Raw genomic sequence first — 15,015 nt, 5'->3', positions numbered from 1 at the left:
GCCGCCGGAGCCTTTCCCCATGCCCATCCAAGAGATCCGCCATCCGCTGATCCGTCATAAACTTGGCCTTATGCGCCGCGCAGACATTAGCACGAAGAATTTCCGTGAGCTTGCTCAGGAAGTCGGTGCCCTGCTGACCTATGAAGCTACCAAAGACCTGCCACTGGAAACCTACGATATCGAAGGTTGGGCCGGTACTGTGTCGGTTGAAAAAATCGCCGGCAAGAAGATTACCGTGGTGCCAATCCTGCGCGCCGGTATCGGCATGCTCGAAGGCGTGCTGAGCCTGATCCCGGGCGCCAAAGTCAGCGCCGTCGGCGTGGCCCGTAACGAACAGACCCTGCAAGCTCACACCTACCTGGAAAAACTGGTTCCGGAAATCAACGAACGCCTGGCAATGATCATCGACCCGATGCTCGCCACCGGCAGCTCCATGGTCGCGACCATCGACTTGCTGAAAAAGGCTGGTTGCCGTGACATCCGCGCCATGGTGCTGGTAGCAGCCCCTGAAGGCATCGCCGCTGTGGAAAAGGCGCATCCGGACGTGATGATCTACACCGCCTCCATTGACGAAAAACTCAACGAACACGGCTACATCATCCCAGGCCTGGGCGATGCCGGTGACAAGATCTTCGGCACCAAGCAGAAGGACGCTTGAGCATGCAGGATGAGTTCAACGATCCGCTCTGGCGCACAGTGCTGTCGGGTGCACAGATGCTGTTCGTGGCGTTCGGCGCCCTGGTGTTGATGCCGCTGATTACCGGCCTGGACCCGAACGTGGCGCTGTTCACCGCAGGTCTTGGGACGATTCTGTTCCAGATCGTCACCGGGCGTCAGGTGCCGGTGTTCCTGGCCTCAAGCTTTGCCTTCATCACCCCGATCATTCTCGCCAAGGGCCAGTTCGGCCTCGCGGCGACCATGGGCGGTGTGATGGCGGCCGGTTTCGTCTACACCTTCCTCGGCCTGGCCGTGAAGATCAAAGGCACCGGTTTCATTGACCGCTTGCTGCCACCGGTGGTGATTGGTCCGGTGATCATCTCCATCGGCCTGGCCATGGCGCCGATTGCCGCCAACATGGCGATGGGCAAGGCTGGCGATGGTAGCGAGCTGATTCATTACCAGACTGCGATGCTGATCTCGATGCCGGCGCTGCTGACCACCCTGATCGTCGCGGTGTTCGGCAAAGGCATTTTCCGCCTGGTGCCGATCATCTCCGGCGTACTGGTCGGTTTTGCCATGGCGTTCTATTTCGGCGTGGTCGATACCGCAAAGATTGCCGCCGCCCCATGGTTCGCGATTCCGCACTTCACCGCGCCGGAGTTCAACTGGCAGGCGATTCTGTTCATCGTCCCGGTCGCGCTGGCCCCGGCCATCGAGCACATCGGCGGCGTGATTGCGGTCGGTAGCGTGACCGGTCGCGATTACCTGAAGAAACCCGGCTTGCACCGCACCCTGCTCGGTGATGGCATTGCCACCACTGCGGCCGGTCTGTTCGGCGGACCACCCAACACCACCTACGCCGAAGTCACGGGCGCGGTGATGTTGACCAAGAACTACAACCCGAAAATCATGACTTGGGCGGCGATCTTTGCCATCAGCCTGGCGTTTGTCGGCAAGTTCGGTGCGCTGCTGCAAAGCATTCCAGTGCCGGTGATGGGCGGGATTCTGTGCCTGTTGTTCGGTTCGATTGCGGCGGTGGGCATGAACACGCTGATTCGCCACAAGATCGACCTGGGCGAGGCGCGCAATCTGGTGATTGTCTCGGTGACGTTGGTGTTCGGGATTGGCGGTGTGCTGGTCGGCACCGGCACGGGTCCGGACGACTTTGGCCTCAAAGGCATCGCGCTGTGCGCGGTGGTGGCGATTGCGCTGAACCTGTTGCTGCCGGGCAATGACAGCTGGAAGCACAAGAAGGCGGATGAGCCGTTGTTGTAACCGCTTCTGATCGTTCCCACGCTCTGCGTGGGAATGCCTCAAGGGACGCTCCGCGTTCCAATGGGACGCAGAGCGTCCCGGGCTGCATTCCCACGCAGAGCGTGGGAACGATCATTACAGCGCCAACGGCGCTCTCTCGCATAAAGCACTCAACGCCTTCGCCCACCGCGGATCATCGTTAAGGCACGGCACCAGCACCAACTCCTCCCCCCCTGCTTCGCGGAACTGCTCCAACCCGCGATCACCGATCTCTTCCAGGGTCTCGATGCAATCGGCGACGAACGCCGGGCACATCACCAGAATTTTCTTCGCGCCACTTTTGCCCAACTCATCGAGGCGTGCTTCGGTGTAGGGTTCGATCCACTTGGCCCGACCCAATCGCGACTGGAACGACACCGACCACTTGCCATCCGGCAGGCCCATGCGCTTGGCAAATTCGGCCGCCGTGCGCAGGCACTGGGCGCGGTAGCAAGTCGCCAATACCGCCGGCGAAGCGTTCTTGCAGCAGTCTTCATTCTTGAAGCAATGCTGGCCGGTCGGGTCGAGCTTAGTCAGGTGCCGCTCGGGCAAACCGTGAAAGCTCAGCAGCAGGTGATCGTAATCCTGCGCCAGATAAGGCTTGGCACTGGCGACCAGCGCATCGAGGTATTCCGGCTGATCGTAAAACGGCTGGAGAATCGATAACTGCACATTGAGTTTCTTCTCGCGCACCACCCGTTTGGCTTCCTCGATCACCGTGGTCACGGTGCTGTCGGCGAACTGTGGATAAAGTGGCGCGAGGGTGATGCGCTTGTGGCCCTGAGCAACCAGCTGCAGCAATTTCGATTCAATCGACGGCTCGCCATAACGCATCGCCAGTTCGACGGGGCCGTGGGTCCACTGGGTGGTCATGGCCTGTTGCAGGCGACGGCTGAGCACCACCAGTGGCGAGCCCTCCTCCCACCAGATCGAGGCATAGGCGTGGGCCGACTGTTCCGGGCGCTTGAACAGAATCAGCGACACCAGCAAGCGTCGCACCGGCCATGGCAGGTCGATCACATACGGGTCCATCAGAAATTGATTGAGGTAGCTGCGCACATCCGCCACCGAAGTGGAGGCCGGCGAGCCCAGGTTGACCAGAAGCAACGCGTGATCGGTCATGCAACGTCCTATTTCAGAGGCGGCTGGACACGTCGTCCAACGCCGCACGTAAATCAGTGAACTGGAAAGTGAAACCCGCTGCCAGCAGACGCGCCGGCACGGCTTTCTGCCCGCCCAGCAACAGCAACGACATTTCGCCCAGACCCACCTTCAACGCCAGGGCCGGCATGGGCATGAACGCCGGGCGGTGCAACACACTGCCCAACGTCTTGGCAAATTCGCGATTACGCACCGGTTTCGGCGCGCAGGCATTATATGGACCGCTGGCGTCAATGCGATGCAGAAGAAAATCAATCAGGGCGATTTGGTCCTTGATATGAATCCACGGCATCCACTGCCGACCGTTGCCGATCGGCCCGCCCAGCCCGAGTTTGAACGGCAGCAACAGCCGCGACAAAAAGCCGCCCTCGGCGGACACGACCAACCCGGTGCGCACCAGAATCACCCGAATGCCCAAGGCCTCGGCGCGCTGGGCGGTTTCTTCCCAGGCGATGCACAACTGACTGGCGAAATCATCGATCACGGGCGGCGACTCTTCAGTCAACTCACGCTCGCCACCGTCGCCATACCAACCGACCGCAGAACCGGAGATCAGCAATTGAGGTTTTTGCTCACGGGTTTCAAGCCAGGCCAGCAGGGTTTCGGTCAGGCCGATGCGGCTGCTCCAGAGCAGCGTCTTGCGCCGGTGAGTCCACAGACGATCACCAATCGGTGCGCCCGCCAGGTTGATAATGGCATCGACCGGTTCCTGGCCGAGGTCGTCGAGACGGGCAATGCCACGCACCTGAGCGCCACAGATTTTCGCGACTTTTGCCGGCGTGCGACTCCAGACCGTGAGGCGATGACCCTGACTCAACCAGTGATGGCAGAGCTGACGTCCTATCAAACCAGTACCGCCGGTCAGCAATATGTGCATGACTTCTTCCTCGCGTGGCGTTTTACCGTGATCACTAGTCTATTTTTATAAGCAGGGATCTTTGGTATCGGGCAGGGTCTGTGTTTAACAATAGGCCAAGCTGTCAGAACGAGAACGCTAAAAGTTATACCAAAAAACAATATTGTACAGGTTTAATCCACGGCGTAGTCTGTACAGAAAGGTAAACGAGGCCCCTATGACTGTACCTATCGCAATCATCGGCACCGGCATCGCCGGACTCTCAGCCGCCCAGGCCCTGACGGAGGCCGGGCATGTTGTTCAACTTTTCGATAAAAGCCGTGGCAGCGGCGGACGCATGTCGAGCAAGCGCAGTGACGCCGGTGCTCTGGACATGGGAGCGCAGTATTTCACGGCACGTGACCGGCGCTTCGTCACCGAAGTGCAGCGTTGGCAAGCCAATGGCTGGGTCGCCGAATGGACGCCGCTGCTCTATACGTTCCAGGGCGGCCAGCTCAACCTGTCGCCGGATGAGCAAACCCGTTGGGTCGGCACGCCGCGCATGAGCGCCATTACCCGCGCGCTGCTCGGGGACCTGGAAGTGCATTTTGCCTGCCGGATCACCGAGGTCTATCGGGGTGAAGAACACTGGCATCTGCAGGACGCCGAAGGCTTCACTCACGGCCCGTTCAGCCATGTGGTCATTGCCACGCCGGCGCCTCAGGCGACCGCGCTGCTGGCCTCCGCTCCGAAACTCGCGGGCGCCGCTGCCGGAGTCAAAATGGACCCGACCTGGGCGATCGCCCTGGCCTTCGACACACCGCTGGATACGCCCATGGAAGGCTGCTTCGTGCAGGACAGTCCGCTCGACTGGCTGGCCCGCAACCGCAGCAAACCCGGACGCGACAACACGTTGGACACGTGGGTCTTGCACGCCACCAGCACCTGGAGCCGGCAACATATCGATCTGTCCAAGGAAGCCGTGATCGAGCAATTACACGGTGCTTTCGCCGAGCTGTTGCACAGCGCGATGCCCGCACCGACGTTCAGCCTCGCCCACCGCTGGCTCTATGCCCGCCCCGCCAGTAGTCATGAATGGGGCGTGTTGGCCGATGCTGACCTGGGCCTTTATGTGTGCGGCGACTGGTGTCTGTCCGGTCGTGTCGAAGGCGCCTGGCTCAGCGGCCAGGAAGCCGCCCGCCGCTTGCACGCGCACCTGCAGTGAACCGTATCAATCCGGGTAAATTGCTGCTGTCGAAATGGACAGCAGCCCAACCGCAAAACCGCGAAAAACATTTTCTGGTGACCGAATTGTTCCGGGATGAGGACGGCACGGTGCTGGAAGTTGAATTGCAGGCGGTGTTGACGAAGCGTAGTGAGCGGCTCGATTGGCAGGTCTTGCAGAACGACAGCACTTGGTTGATGGGCTGGAAGTAAACCCTGTGGGAGCGAGCTTGCTCGCGATAGCGGTTCTACATTCAACATCTGCATGTCAGTCAGATTGCAATCGCGAGCAAGCTCGCTCCCACAGGGCTCTCTAGCGCCTCGACAAAAACCTATACAAATAATTTGACTTGTACAGCTTCGAATCTATGATGAAGATTATGTTGTACAGATCCAACACTCTGTACAGGTTTAGATTCGAGGTGCTCCAATGCCCATCGCCCCCGCCAAACCGAAAATCGCGATCAGCGCCTGCCTGATGGGTGCCGAAGTGCGCTTCAATGGCGGGCACAAGGAATCGCGGCTGTGCAGTCGCACTCTCACTGACTATTTCGATTTCGTCCCGGTGTGCCCGGAAGTTGCTATCGGTCTCGGCATTCCTCGCGAACCGATTCGCCTGGTGGGCGATGCCGAGCATCCCGAAGCCGTCGGCACGGTCAACCGCGACATCAACGTCACCCAACCGCTCGCCGAGTACGGTCAGAAAATGGCCGCGGAACTGCGCGATATCTGCGGTTATATCTTCATGCAGAAATCGCCGTCCTGCGGGCTGTTGCGGGTCAAGGTCTACCACGTCAACGGCGCCCCGGTGGATGGCGGTGGGCGCGGTATCTATGCCCAGGCTTTCTGCGAACAACACCCGGACTTGCCGGTGGAAGAAGACGGTCGCCTCAATGACCCGGTGTTGCGAGAAAACTTCCTCACGCGGGTATTCGCCTACAGCGCCTGGCAACAATTGCTACAGGAAGGCCTGAGCCGTCGTGGCCTCATGGATTTTCACTCGCGCTACAAATACCTGCTGATGGCCCACAACCCGGTGCAATACAAAACCCTGGGCAACCTGCTGGGCAACATGGGCCAGACCGACCCTGCTGAACTCGGCCCGCGCTATTTCAGTGAGCTGATGGAGGCGCTGAAAAAATGCGCCACCCGCCGCACCCACACCAATGTCCTGCAGCACATCAGTGGTTACCTCAAGCAAGCCATCAGCGCTGAAGATAAACAGGAAATGCAACGCGTCATCGGCCAATACCGCCACGGCATCGTGCCGCTGGTGGTGCCGTTGACGCTGCTCAAGCATTACTTGCGCCAACACCCGGATCCGTACATCGCGCAACAGGTTTACCTGCAACCGCACCCGGAAAACCTCAGCCTGCGAAATGCGATCTAAATGAACAGCACACCCGACACCAGTGCCAGCGAAGACCTCGGCGCCGACTTCAAGAAAGCCCTGGACGAAGGCTGGCTGCCGATTCGTGAAGTCGCGCGCCAGACCGGGGTCAACGCCATCACCCTGCGCGCCTGGGAACGGCGCTATGGCCTGATCGTGCCGCAACGCACGCCCAAGGGGCATCGGTTGTTTTCGGCTGAACACGTGCAACGAATTCTGACGATTCTCACCTGGCTCAATCGGGGTGTTGCCGTCAGCCAGGTCAAGCAACTGCTCGACACCCCGCAAGCTTTTACCGAGTCCGTCGAAAACGACTGGCAATTACTGCGTAACACACTGCTGCAAGCCGTCACTCAACTGGCCGAACGCGCTCTTGATGACAGCGTCAATCAAGCCATGGCGCTGTATCCGCCACGGACCTTGTGCGAACAACTGCTGATGCCGTTATTGACCGAACTGGAACAACGCTGGCAAGGCCAGTTCGGCGCGCAGATGGAGCGCGTGTTCTTTTATTCGTGGTTACGCAGCAAATTTGGCGCGCGCATCTACCATAACAATCGGCAATTACGTGCCGCACCGCTGCTGTTGATCAACCACTCGGATTTGCCCTTGGAACCTCACCTGTGGATCACCGCTTGGCTGATCAGCAGCACCGATTGCCCGGTGGAAGTTTTCGATTGGCCACTGCCGGCCGGGGAACTCGCGCTGGCGGTCGAACACCTGCAAGCCCGCGGCGTACTGCTGTATTCCAGCAAAGCCATGAACCTTGCGCAGTTGCCGAAACTTTTGAATGGCGTCAGTTGCCCAAAAATGATTGTCGGACCAACGGTATGCATCCACCACGCCGAGTTGTCCGTAAAAACCACTGAAATCGCTGATTTGTTCCTGGCCGAAGATCCCTTGGCGGCCCATCAGGATCTTGTTCAGCGTGGGCTAATTTAATGTCGAACACGGGAACCACCATGCAATTGATCTGGTTGCGCAGCGACTTGCGCCTACAGGACAACACCGCCCTCTCGGCCGCCGCTGCCCGAGGCCCGAGCGTGGCGGTGTATCTGTTGAGCCCGGAGCAATGGCTGGAACATGACGACGCGCCGTGCAAAGTGGATTTCTGGCTGCGCAACCTGGGCGAATTAAGCCTGGCGCTGGGTAAGCTCAACATTCCCCTGCTGATTCGCACAGCGTCGCGCTGGGACGCAGCGCCGAAGGTTGTGCTGGATCTGTGTCGCCAGCTGAAGATCGACGCCGTGCACGTCAACGAGGAATACGGCATCCATGAAAGTCGCCGTGACGCAGCAGTGGCCCAAGCGTTGAAGGCCGAGGGCATCGACTTTCACAGTTACCTCGATCAACTGTTGTTCTCGCCGGGCACCGTGCTGACCAAGACCGGCACGTACTTCCAGGTGTTCAGCCAGTTCCGCAAAGTCTGCTACGACCGTTTGCGCCGCTCACTGCCAAGTCGGGTGGTCGCCCCAGGCGTTCAAGCGCCGTTGCACATCGACAGCGATGAAATCCCTTCCCGTGTCGACGGTTTCGAAACCCCCAGTGACAGCCTGCGCGCCCTCTGGCCTGCCGGTGAAGCCGAAGCCCGGCGCCGTCTCGATACCTTTGCCGATGCGCAAATCGATTACTACCAGAGCGAGCGCGACTACCCGGCCAAGCCTGGCACCAGTCAGCTTTCGGCCTACCTGGCGGCCGGGGTGATTTCCCCACGCCAGTGTTTACACGCCGCACTGCAAAGCAATCAGGGCGAGTTCGACAGCGGCAAGGTGGGCGCCGTCACCTGGATCAACGAATTGCTGTGGCGCGAGTTCTACAAACACATCCTGGTGGGCTACCCAAGGGTTTCCCGCCATCGCGCCTTTCGCCCGGAAACCGAAGCCCTGGCCTGGCGCGATGCGCCGGATGAACTCGCCGCGTGGCAAGAAGCCCGCACCGGCCTGCCGATCATCGACGCGGCGATGCGCCAACTGTTGGAAACCGGCTGGATGCACAACCGCCTGCGCATGGTGGTGGCGATGTTCCTGACCAAGAATCTGCTGATCGACTGGCGTGAAGGCGAGCGCTTTTTCATGCGTCACCTGATCGACGGCGATCTAGCCGCGAATAACGGCGGCTGGCAGTGGAGCTCCTCCACCGGCACCGACTCGGCGCCCTACTTCCGCATTTTCAACCCGCTGAGCCAGTCGGAAAAATTCGACGCCGAAGGGGTGTTTATCAAGCACTGGCTGCCGGAACTGGCCGGGCTGAATAAAAAAGAAGTGCACAACCCCGCCAACCTCAGCGGATTGTTCGGCGTTACAGATTATCCGTCGCCAATCGTCAATCTGAGCAAGTCTCGCGAGCGCGCCCTGGCAGCCTTTAAAAACCTCCCATCGCGACAAAACGCCGGAGGTGGCTATGAGTGAGTTCCTGCGGCGTTTTGCCCAGCAGTTTGCGGACCTGAACAAGGACAACCTGCAACATCTCAATCAGCTCTATACCCACGATGTGCAGTTCACCGATCCACTGCACGAAGTAAAGGGCCTGGTGCAGATGCGCAGCTACTTCACCGAGCTCTACGCCAACGTCAGCGAAGTGCATTTCGATTTTCATGGCTTCGACCAGATCAGCGAAGGCGAAGGTTATCTACGCTGGATCATGAGCTACCGCCATCCGCGTTTGGCCGGCGGCCGATTGATTAGGGTCGACGGTTGTTCGCACTTGCTTTGGCGCGACAAGGTTTATCGCCACCGGGATTATTTCGATGCCGGGGCACTGATTTATGAACATCTACCCGTATTGGGCCGGGCGATCGCCTGGCTGAAAAGGAGACTGGGATGAGCCTTACACCTCCACGGCGGTACTGGCTGACGGGGGCGAGCAGCGGCATTGGCGCCGCGCTGGCCGAAGAAATCTTGAAAACCGGTGCGCATCTGGCCGTCAGTTCGCGCTCGCTGGTGCCCCTCAAAATCCTGTCCCAGCGTTATCCGGGGCAAGTGATGGTGGTCGCCGGGGACCTGACCAACAGTCAGACCGTGCGTGAAATCGGCGAGCGGATCGCCGAGGATTGGGGCTCGCTGGACACGGTGATCCTCAACGCTGGCACCTGCGAATACGTCGATGCCAAGCAGTTCGATGCATCGATCATCGAGCACGTGGTGCGCACCAATCTGTTGGCCAGCAGCTATTGCATCGAAGCCGCCCTGCCGTTGCTGCGCGAGGGTACCGCGCCGCACCTGGTGGGGGTCGCCAGTTCGGTGACGTACTTGCCGCTGCCCCGGGCCGAAGCCTATGGCGCCTCGAAGGCCGGGTTGCGCTACTTGTTTGAATCGTTGCGCATCGACCTGGCGCCCGAAGGCATTGAAGTCACCGTGGTCAGCCCCGGGTTTGTCGAAACACCGTTGACGGCGAAAAACGATTTCCCGATGCCGCTCAGTTGGCCTGTGGATAAAGCCGCGCGGCACATCTTCGCCAAACTCAAAAACCGGCCACTGGAAATTGCCTTCCCGGCCCTGTTCATGGCGGCGCTCTGGCCGCTGTCGAAATTACCTAACCGGGTGAAACTGGCGATCGGCAAACGCATGGTTCGCAGCCATCCGCCGATCAAGGATCAGCCGTGAACATCGCCATTATCGGCAGCGGTATCTCGGGCCTGACCAGCGCCTACCTGCTGAATCGCAGCCACGAGATCACCCTGTTCGAAGCCGGCAACTGGGTCGGCGGCCACACCCACACGCTGGAGGTGACCGTCGATGATCAACAGTATGCGGTGGACTCCGGCTTCATCGTGTTCAACGACTGGACCTACCCGAATTTCATACGTTTGCTGGGCCAGCTCGGCGTGGGGTTCAAACCTACCGAGATGAGCTTCTCGGTCACCGACCCGGACTCAGGCCTCGAGTACAACGGCAACAACCTCAACAGCCTGTTTGCCCAGCGTCGCAACCTGCTGTCACCAGGGTTCTGGGGCATGTTGCGCGACATCCAGCGGTTCAACAAAGAAGCCCTGCGCGATCTTGAGGAACAACGGATCGGCGCCGACACCACCCTCGATCAGTACCTGAAGGCTGGCGGCTATGGCGAGCGTTTCGTCCTGCATTACATCGTGCCGATGGGCGCGGCGATCTGGTCGATGTCCATGGCTGACATGCTCGGTTTCCCGATGCAGTTCTTCCTCAGGTTTTTCAAGAATCACGGTTTGTTGTCCATCAGCAATCGTCCGCAATGGTGTGTGATCGAGGGTGGGTCCAGCGCTTACATCGCGCCACTGACCGCTTCTTTTAAAGAGAAGATTCGCCTCAACTGTCCGGTTACCCGCGTCGAACGCGATTCCCAGGGTGTGGTTATCCACAGCCCCGCCGGCAGCGAGCGTTTCGACAAAGTGGTATTCGCCTGCCACAGCGATCAGGCCCTGAAACTGCTGGCCGAGCCAAGCGCTGCCGAGCAGTCGATCCTCGGCGCCCTGCCCTACGCCGACAACGAAGTGGTTTTGCACACCGATACCCGCCTGCTGCCTGAGCGAACACTCGCTTGGGCGAGCTGGAATTTTCGCCTCGGTGGCGCCGGGCACACGCGGGCCGCCGTCACCTACAACATGAATATCCTGCAAGGCATCCAGAGCGACACCACGTTCTGCGTCAGCCTCAACCAGGGCGCCGGCATCAACCCGTTCAAGGTGCTAGCCAAATACACCTATGCCCATCCGCAATACAGCCTGAAGGCAGTGGCTGCGCAGCAACGCTGGGAAGAACTGGATGGCGCGCTGCACACTTATTATTGCGGCGCCTATTGGGCCAGCGGCTTTCACGAAGACGGGGTCGTCAGTGCCTTGCGCGTGGCCCGGTCGCTGGGTGAAGTGCTGTGAACAGCGCCCTCTACAGCGGCTGGATCGCCCATCGGCGGTTTGCGCCCAGGCGTCATGAATTCCGTTACCGGATCGGCCTGCTGTACCTCGATCTCGACGAACAGGATGCGGTGCTGGGTTTGTCGCCGCTGTCGGGGCGTAGCCGTTTTGCCCCGTTCTCGTTTCGCGAGCGCGACTATCTGAAAGCGTTTACCGGCACTGGCGTGCGACTGATCGATGCCGTACGGCGACAAGTCGGCCAAGCCATCGGCCATGAGCCCCAGGGCTCGATTTGCCTGCTGACCCAGGCCCGCAGTTGGGGCCTGTCGTTCAACCCGGTGAGTTTTTTCTATTGCCACGAAGCCGACGGCCAACTGGCGGCGATCCTCTGCGAAGTCACCAACACCCCGTGGCACGAGCGTTATCACTATGTATTGCCGGCCAAGGCGCCGGAACACTTGGGCGATTTCCATCAGCATTTCGCCGTGGCCAAGGCCTTTCATGTCTCGCCGTTTCTGCCGCCCGATCTCGAATACCGCATGAGCTTCAGCCCCGCCGCGCAAAAGCTCGGCGTGCACATGGCCGACTGGCAGGGCGAGCTGAAACTGTTCGACGCCACGCTCAACCTGCAACGGGTCACGCTGGACCGCGCAAGTTTGCACCGTTACTTGCGGCGCTTCCCGTGGATGACTGCGAAAACCTGTCTGGCGATCTATTGGCAGGCCCTGCGCCTGCTGCTCAAGCGCGCCCCGATTTTTGCTCACCGGGCTGCCGATGGCAGCTTTCAAACCGCCATCGTCGCCCCACAGGATCGCCGCCATGAAATCCCCTAGCGTTTCGGCCAAAGCCAATCTGCTCAGCACCAACGGCTTGTCCGGCTCGCTGCTGCGCCGGGGTGTTTTGCGCCAACTGGCGCACCTCAAGCACGGGCAACTGGTGGTGATCGAGGACGGTGAACGGCATGTTTTCGGCACGCCCGGCGATCATCTGATCGGGGAGATTCAGATCCTCGATGCGTCGGTCTGGGGATTGGTGGCGAGCAACGGCTCAATCGGCGCGGGCGAAGCGTTTATCCACGGTTATTGGACCTCGCCGGACCTGACGGCGGTGGTCCGGGTCTTCGTCAGCAACCTGGAAGTACTGGATGCGCTGGAAGGTGGCCTGGCCAAACTTGGCCGGCCGTTCGTGCAAGGGCTGCACTGGCTCAACCGCAATACGCGCAAGGGCTCGCAGAAAAACATCGCCGCTCACTACGACCTGGGCAATGACCTGTTCGAACAGTTTCTCGACCCGACCATGATGTATTCGGCGGCGCAATTCCTCAGCCCCGACGACACCCTGGAACAGGCGCAGTTGAACAAGCTGGAACGAATCTGCCAGAAGCTCGACCTGCAACCCGCCGATCACCTGCTGGAAATCGGCACCGGTTGGGGCAGCATGGCGATCTACGCCGCGCAGCATTACGGCTGCAAAGTCACCACCACCACGCTGTCCAAAGAACAATACGCCTTCACCGCCCGGCGAATCGAAGCCCTGGGTTTGCAAGACCGGGTCACCTTGTTGCTCTCGGACTACCGCGACCTCACCGGGCAGTACGACAAATTGGTGTCGATCGAGATGATCGAAGCGGTTGGCCATCGCTTCCTGCCAACCTACTTCAAGCAATGCGCGCACTTGCTCAAGAGCAACGGCTTGATGCTGTTGCAGGCGATCACCATCCGCGAGCAGCGCTACGAACAGGCCAAAACCAGTGTTGATTTCATCCAGCGCTACATCTTCCCCGGCGGTGCCCTGCCCTGTGTGCAGAAAATGCTGGAGATCGTCAGCCGCGACACCGACATGAACCTGCTGCACATGGAAGATTTCGGCCTGCATTACGCCCGCACCCTGCGCCTGTGGCATGAGAATTTTCGCCGTGCCCACGGTCGCTTGAGCGAATTGGGCTACGACGATTATTTCCTGCGGCTGTGGGAGTTTTACCTGTGCTACTGCGAAGGTGGCTTCCTGGAGCGCACCATCGGCACCGCGCAATTGCTGCTGGCCAAACCGGCGGCAATGCCAGCGCCCCTGCTCGGCCGTTTCGATGCTTGAACGCCTGGCCAACGCTGCATTGTTCCAACTCGGCTGGTTCGCCTGCGTCGTGGGCGGCAACAGTCTATGGCTGTTGGTGGCCCTGGCGGCGCTGGTGATTCATCTGCTGTGGATAAGTCGCTGGGTCGATGAAGGCCGATTGATCCTCAGCGTGGTGTTGCTGGGTACCGCCGTCGACAGTTCATTACGCTGGCTGGGGGTGTTCGACTTCACCGACGTTGCGCCGTTGATTCCGCTGTGGCTGATGCTGTTGTGGGCACTGTTGGCGACCACGTTGCGTCACTGCCTGAGGTGGAGCGCCAACCCTTGGTGGCTGGCCAGCCTGTTGGGCGCCGTCGGAGGGCCGCTGTCGTATTACGCGGGCAGCCAACTGGCGGGGGTGCAATTTCCCTACGGACAGGTGCCCACGCTGGTGGGCATCGGACTGCTCTGGGCGATGCTATTTCCTACGCTGCATTTCATGGCCCGGCAGTTGGCGGCGGATCACCACGACTGAGCGTCCGTCAGGCCTTTCACACAGCAACGGTCCACTGCCTTACACTGCGCCCCATGAAAACCATCCCCCATACGCAAATCACCGATCCGGTGGTCACGTGCTCGACCTGCTCAGCCTGCTGCTGTCAGCTCGAAGTCATGTTGATCACGGAAACGGGTGTGCCTGAGCGTTTTATCGATACCGATGACTGGGGCGGGGAAGTGATGTTGCGGCTGGATGACGGCTGGTGTGCGGCGCTGGATCGCAACACGATGATGTGCACCATCTACGAAAAACGCCCGCTGATCTGCCGGGAGTTCGAGACGGGCTCGCCGGAATGCATTGAAGAGCGGCAGGGGATTGTGTCGGTTTACCGCTGAATCTCCAATGTGGGAGCGGGCTTGCTCGCGAAAGCGATTTAACATTCAACATCTAAGTTGACTGTCAGTCCGCCTTCGCGAGCAAGCCCGCTCCCACAGGGTTCGGTGCCAATCGGTCGATTGCTTACAACGGCATCGTGTAGTGCAGCGAATAGCTTTCCACACCGTCGTTGCTACTGCTCAGGCCGGCGTTGGAATAGTGCGTCGCACGAATCCCGACTTCATGCCCACCGGCGAAGCGCAGGCCGAAGCCGAAGCGGTCTTCGAACTGGAAGGCCTGCCCGATGTGGTTGTCTTCCAGTTTGGTATTGGAGAACACCGCAACACCGATCCCCGCCTCGAGATACGGTTTGACGTTTTGCCCGGCAAACTCGTAAACAAACACGGGAGAGAACGACAGGCTGCTAGTGCCCGAAGTCTTGTCGCCCTCCCAATAGGTGTAGGCGCCACTCCAGTAACCGGTCAGACGACCGACATCACTTTGCAGCCAGCTCTTGTCCCAATCGAATTGCATACCCAACCGGTAGGTCATGGTCGAGTCGCTGGTCTGACCGACCCCGAACTCCACGCCAGCCGCTTGTGCGGTCAAACTTTGCCCCATCAATGCGGTCGCAATCGCGGCCAAACAGAATAGTCGCTTCATCAGAAACACCCTTTTCCGAACGATTTCGTGTGGTTTTT

General features: G+C 59.9%; 17 protein-coding genes. 14 read left to right on the top strand and 3 right to left on the bottom strand.

Annotated elements, in window-relative coordinates:
- The first annotated feature begins 19 nt into the window (after nucleotides 1–19).
- Together upp and BK667_RS17870 are read left to right on the top strand one after the other, a co-directional pair.
- Complete coding sequence (gene upp / locus BK667_RS17875; protein WP_054045646.1) at nucleotides 20–658, top strand: uracil phosphoribosyltransferase; 639 nt, start codon at nucleotides 20–22, stop codon at nucleotides 656–658.
- 2 nt (nucleotides 659–660) lie between these two features.
- Nucleotides 661–1,935, top strand: coding sequence for a uracil-xanthine permease family protein (locus BK667_RS17870; RefSeq protein ID WP_054613540.1), 1,275 nt, complete (start codon nucleotides 661–663; stop codon nucleotides 1,933–1,935).
- A 114-nt stretch (nucleotides 1,936–2,049) separates the two neighbouring features.
- Here the strand turns inward: BK667_RS17870 and hemH are convergent, their stop codons facing one another.
- Nucleotides 2,050–3,075: a ferrochelatase gene (gene hemH / locus BK667_RS17865; protein ID WP_123598438.1), complete on the bottom strand. Its 1,026-nt coding sequence runs from the start codon at nucleotides 3,073–3,075 to the stop codon at nucleotides 2,050–2,052.
- Nucleotides 3,076–3,088: 13 nt separating this feature from the next.
- Nucleotides 3,089–3,991 (bottom strand): TIGR01777 family oxidoreductase, encoded by a 903-nt coding sequence (locus tag BK667_RS17860; protein WP_123598437.1) that lies wholly within the window; start codon nucleotides 3,989–3,991, stop codon nucleotides 3,089–3,091.
- Nucleotides 3,992–4,187: 196 nt separating this feature from the next.
- Here BK667_RS17860 and BK667_RS17855 point away from each other — a divergent pair, with 196 nt between their 5' ends.
- The 12 genes from BK667_RS17855 (at nucleotide 4,188) to BK667_RS17800 (ending at nucleotide 14,334) form a co-directional block, all read left to right on the top strand.
- Nucleotides 4,188–5,174 (top strand): NAD(P)/FAD-dependent oxidoreductase, encoded by a 987-nt coding sequence (locus BK667_RS17855; RefSeq protein WP_123598436.1) that lies wholly within the window; start codon nucleotides 4,188–4,190, stop codon nucleotides 5,172–5,174.
- Nucleotides 5,171–5,386, top strand: coding sequence for a TIGR02450 family Trp-rich protein (locus BK667_RS17850; protein WP_123598435.1), 216 nt, complete (start codon nucleotides 5,171–5,173; stop codon nucleotides 5,384–5,386). Before BK667_RS17855 ends, BK667_RS17850 begins: the two co-directional genes overlap by 4 nt.
- Nucleotides 5,387–5,603: 217 nt before the next feature.
- Nucleotides 5,604–6,563, top strand: a complete 960-nt coding sequence (locus tag BK667_RS17845) for a YbgA family protein (protein WP_123598434.1) — start codon at nucleotides 5,604–5,606, stop codon at nucleotides 6,561–6,563.
- A complete protein-coding gene (locus tag BK667_RS17840) occupies nucleotides 6,564–7,505 on the top strand; it encodes a MerR family transcriptional regulator (RefSeq protein WP_123598433.1) in 942 nt (313 codons plus the stop codon).
- Between the two features lie 20 nt (nucleotides 7,506–7,525).
- The gene (gene phrB / locus BK667_RS17835) at nucleotides 7,526–8,971 is read left to right on the top strand and encodes a deoxyribodipyrimidine photo-lyase (RefSeq protein WP_123598481.1); all 1,446 of its coding nucleotides are present in this window, start codon (nucleotides 7,526–7,528) and stop codon (nucleotides 8,969–8,971) included.
- The gene (locus tag BK667_RS17830) at nucleotides 8,964–9,386 is read left to right on the top strand and encodes a nuclear transport factor 2 family protein (protein WP_123509204.1); all 423 of its coding nucleotides are present in this window, start codon (nucleotides 8,964–8,966) and stop codon (nucleotides 9,384–9,386) included. The genes phrB and BK667_RS17830 overlap by 8 nt, the downstream gene beginning before the upstream one ends.
- Entirely contained in the window at nucleotides 9,383–10,165 is a 783-nt protein-coding gene (locus tag BK667_RS17825) for an SDR family NAD(P)-dependent oxidoreductase (RefSeq protein WP_123509203.1), read from the top strand. The genes BK667_RS17830 and BK667_RS17825 overlap by 4 nt, the downstream gene beginning before the upstream one ends.
- The gene (locus BK667_RS17820; RefSeq protein WP_123598432.1) at nucleotides 10,162–11,409 is read left to right on the top strand and encodes an NAD(P)/FAD-dependent oxidoreductase; all 1,248 of its coding nucleotides are present in this window, start codon (nucleotides 10,162–10,164) and stop codon (nucleotides 11,407–11,409) included. The genes BK667_RS17825 and BK667_RS17820 overlap by 4 nt, the downstream gene beginning before the upstream one ends.
- Nucleotides 11,406–12,221 carry a DUF1365 domain-containing protein gene (locus BK667_RS17815; protein WP_123509201.1) on the top strand — a complete coding sequence of 272 codons (816 nt, stop codon included), beginning with the start codon at nucleotides 11,406–11,408 and terminating at the stop codon, nucleotides 12,219–12,221. The genes BK667_RS17820 and BK667_RS17815 overlap by 4 nt, the downstream gene beginning before the upstream one ends.
- Entirely contained in the window at nucleotides 12,208–13,479 is a 1,272-nt protein-coding gene (locus BK667_RS17810; RefSeq protein ID WP_123598431.1) for an SAM-dependent methyltransferase, read from the top strand. Before BK667_RS17815 ends, BK667_RS17810 begins: the two co-directional genes overlap by 14 nt.
- Entirely contained in the window at nucleotides 13,472–13,975 is a 504-nt protein-coding gene (locus BK667_RS17805) for a DUF2878 domain-containing protein (RefSeq protein ID WP_123509199.1), read from the top strand. The genes BK667_RS17810 and BK667_RS17805 overlap by 8 nt, the downstream gene beginning before the upstream one ends.
- 53 nt (nucleotides 13,976–14,028) lie before the next feature.
- The gene (locus BK667_RS17800; protein ID WP_123509198.1) at nucleotides 14,029–14,334 is read left to right on the top strand and encodes a YkgJ family cysteine cluster protein; all 306 of its coding nucleotides are present in this window, start codon (nucleotides 14,029–14,031) and stop codon (nucleotides 14,332–14,334) included.
- A 124-nt stretch (nucleotides 14,335–14,458) separates the two neighbouring features.
- On the opposite strand, the gene BK667_RS17790 is transcribed toward BK667_RS17800, so the two are convergent.
- Nucleotides 14,459–14,977, bottom strand: a complete 519-nt coding sequence (locus BK667_RS17790; protein WP_123598430.1) for an acyloxyacyl hydrolase — start codon at nucleotides 14,975–14,977, stop codon at nucleotides 14,459–14,461.
- Nucleotides 14,978–15,015 lie beyond the last annotated feature (38 nt).

It is taken from the genome of Pseudomonas frederiksbergensis (assembly GCF_003732705.1).
Taxonomy (GTDB): Bacteria; Pseudomonadota; Gammaproteobacteria; order Pseudomonadales; family Pseudomonadaceae; genus Aquipseudomonas; species Aquipseudomonas frederiksbergensis_F.
Note: the sequence above shows the minus strand (reverse complement) of the source record. Positions and strands in the feature narration are given on the sequence as shown.

Bases quoted from the DNA above. Each gene is read 5' to 3' on its own strand.
- upp (WP_054045646.1), top strand. From the start codon at position 20: ATGCCCATCCAAGAGATCCGCCATCCGCTGATCCGTCATAAACTTGGC.
- BK667_RS17870 (WP_054613540.1), top strand. From the start codon at position 661: ATGCAGGATGAGTTCAACGATCCGCTCTGGCGCACAGTGCTGTCGGGT.
- hemH (WP_123598438.1), bottom strand. From the start codon at position 3,075: ATGACCGATCACGCGTTGCTTCTGGTCAACCTGGGCTCGCCGGCCTCC.
- BK667_RS17860 (WP_123598437.1), bottom strand. From the start codon at position 3,991: ATGCACATATTGCTGACCGGCGGTACTGGTTTGATAGGACGTCAGCTC.
- BK667_RS17855 (WP_123598436.1), top strand. From the start codon at position 4,188: ATGACTGTACCTATCGCAATCATCGGCACCGGCATCGCCGGACTCTCA.
- BK667_RS17845 (WP_123598434.1), top strand. From the start codon at position 5,604: ATGCCCATCGCCCCCGCCAAACCGAAAATCGCGATCAGCGCCTGCCTG.
- BK667_RS17840 (WP_123598433.1), top strand. From the start codon at position 6,564: ATGAACAGCACACCCGACACCAGTGCCAGCGAAGACCTCGGCGCCGAC.
- phrB (WP_123598481.1), top strand. From the start codon at position 7,526: ATGCAATTGATCTGGTTGCGCAGCGACTTGCGCCTACAGGACAACACC.
- BK667_RS17830 (WP_123509204.1), top strand. From the start codon at position 8,964: ATGAGTGAGTTCCTGCGGCGTTTTGCCCAGCAGTTTGCGGACCTGAAC.
- BK667_RS17825 (WP_123509203.1), top strand. From the start codon at position 9,383: ATGAGCCTTACACCTCCACGGCGGTACTGGCTGACGGGGGCGAGCAGC.
- BK667_RS17810 (WP_123598431.1), top strand. From the start codon at position 12,208: ATGAAATCCCCTAGCGTTTCGGCCAAAGCCAATCTGCTCAGCACCAAC.
- BK667_RS17805 (WP_123509199.1), top strand. From the start codon at position 13,472: ATGCTTGAACGCCTGGCCAACGCTGCATTGTTCCAACTCGGCTGGTTC.
- BK667_RS17800 (WP_123509198.1), top strand. From the start codon at position 14,029: ATGAAAACCATCCCCCATACGCAAATCACCGATCCGGTGGTCACGTGC.
- BK667_RS17790 (WP_123598430.1), bottom strand. From the start codon at position 14,977: ATGAAGCGACTATTCTGTTTGGCCGCGATTGCGACCGCATTGATGGGG.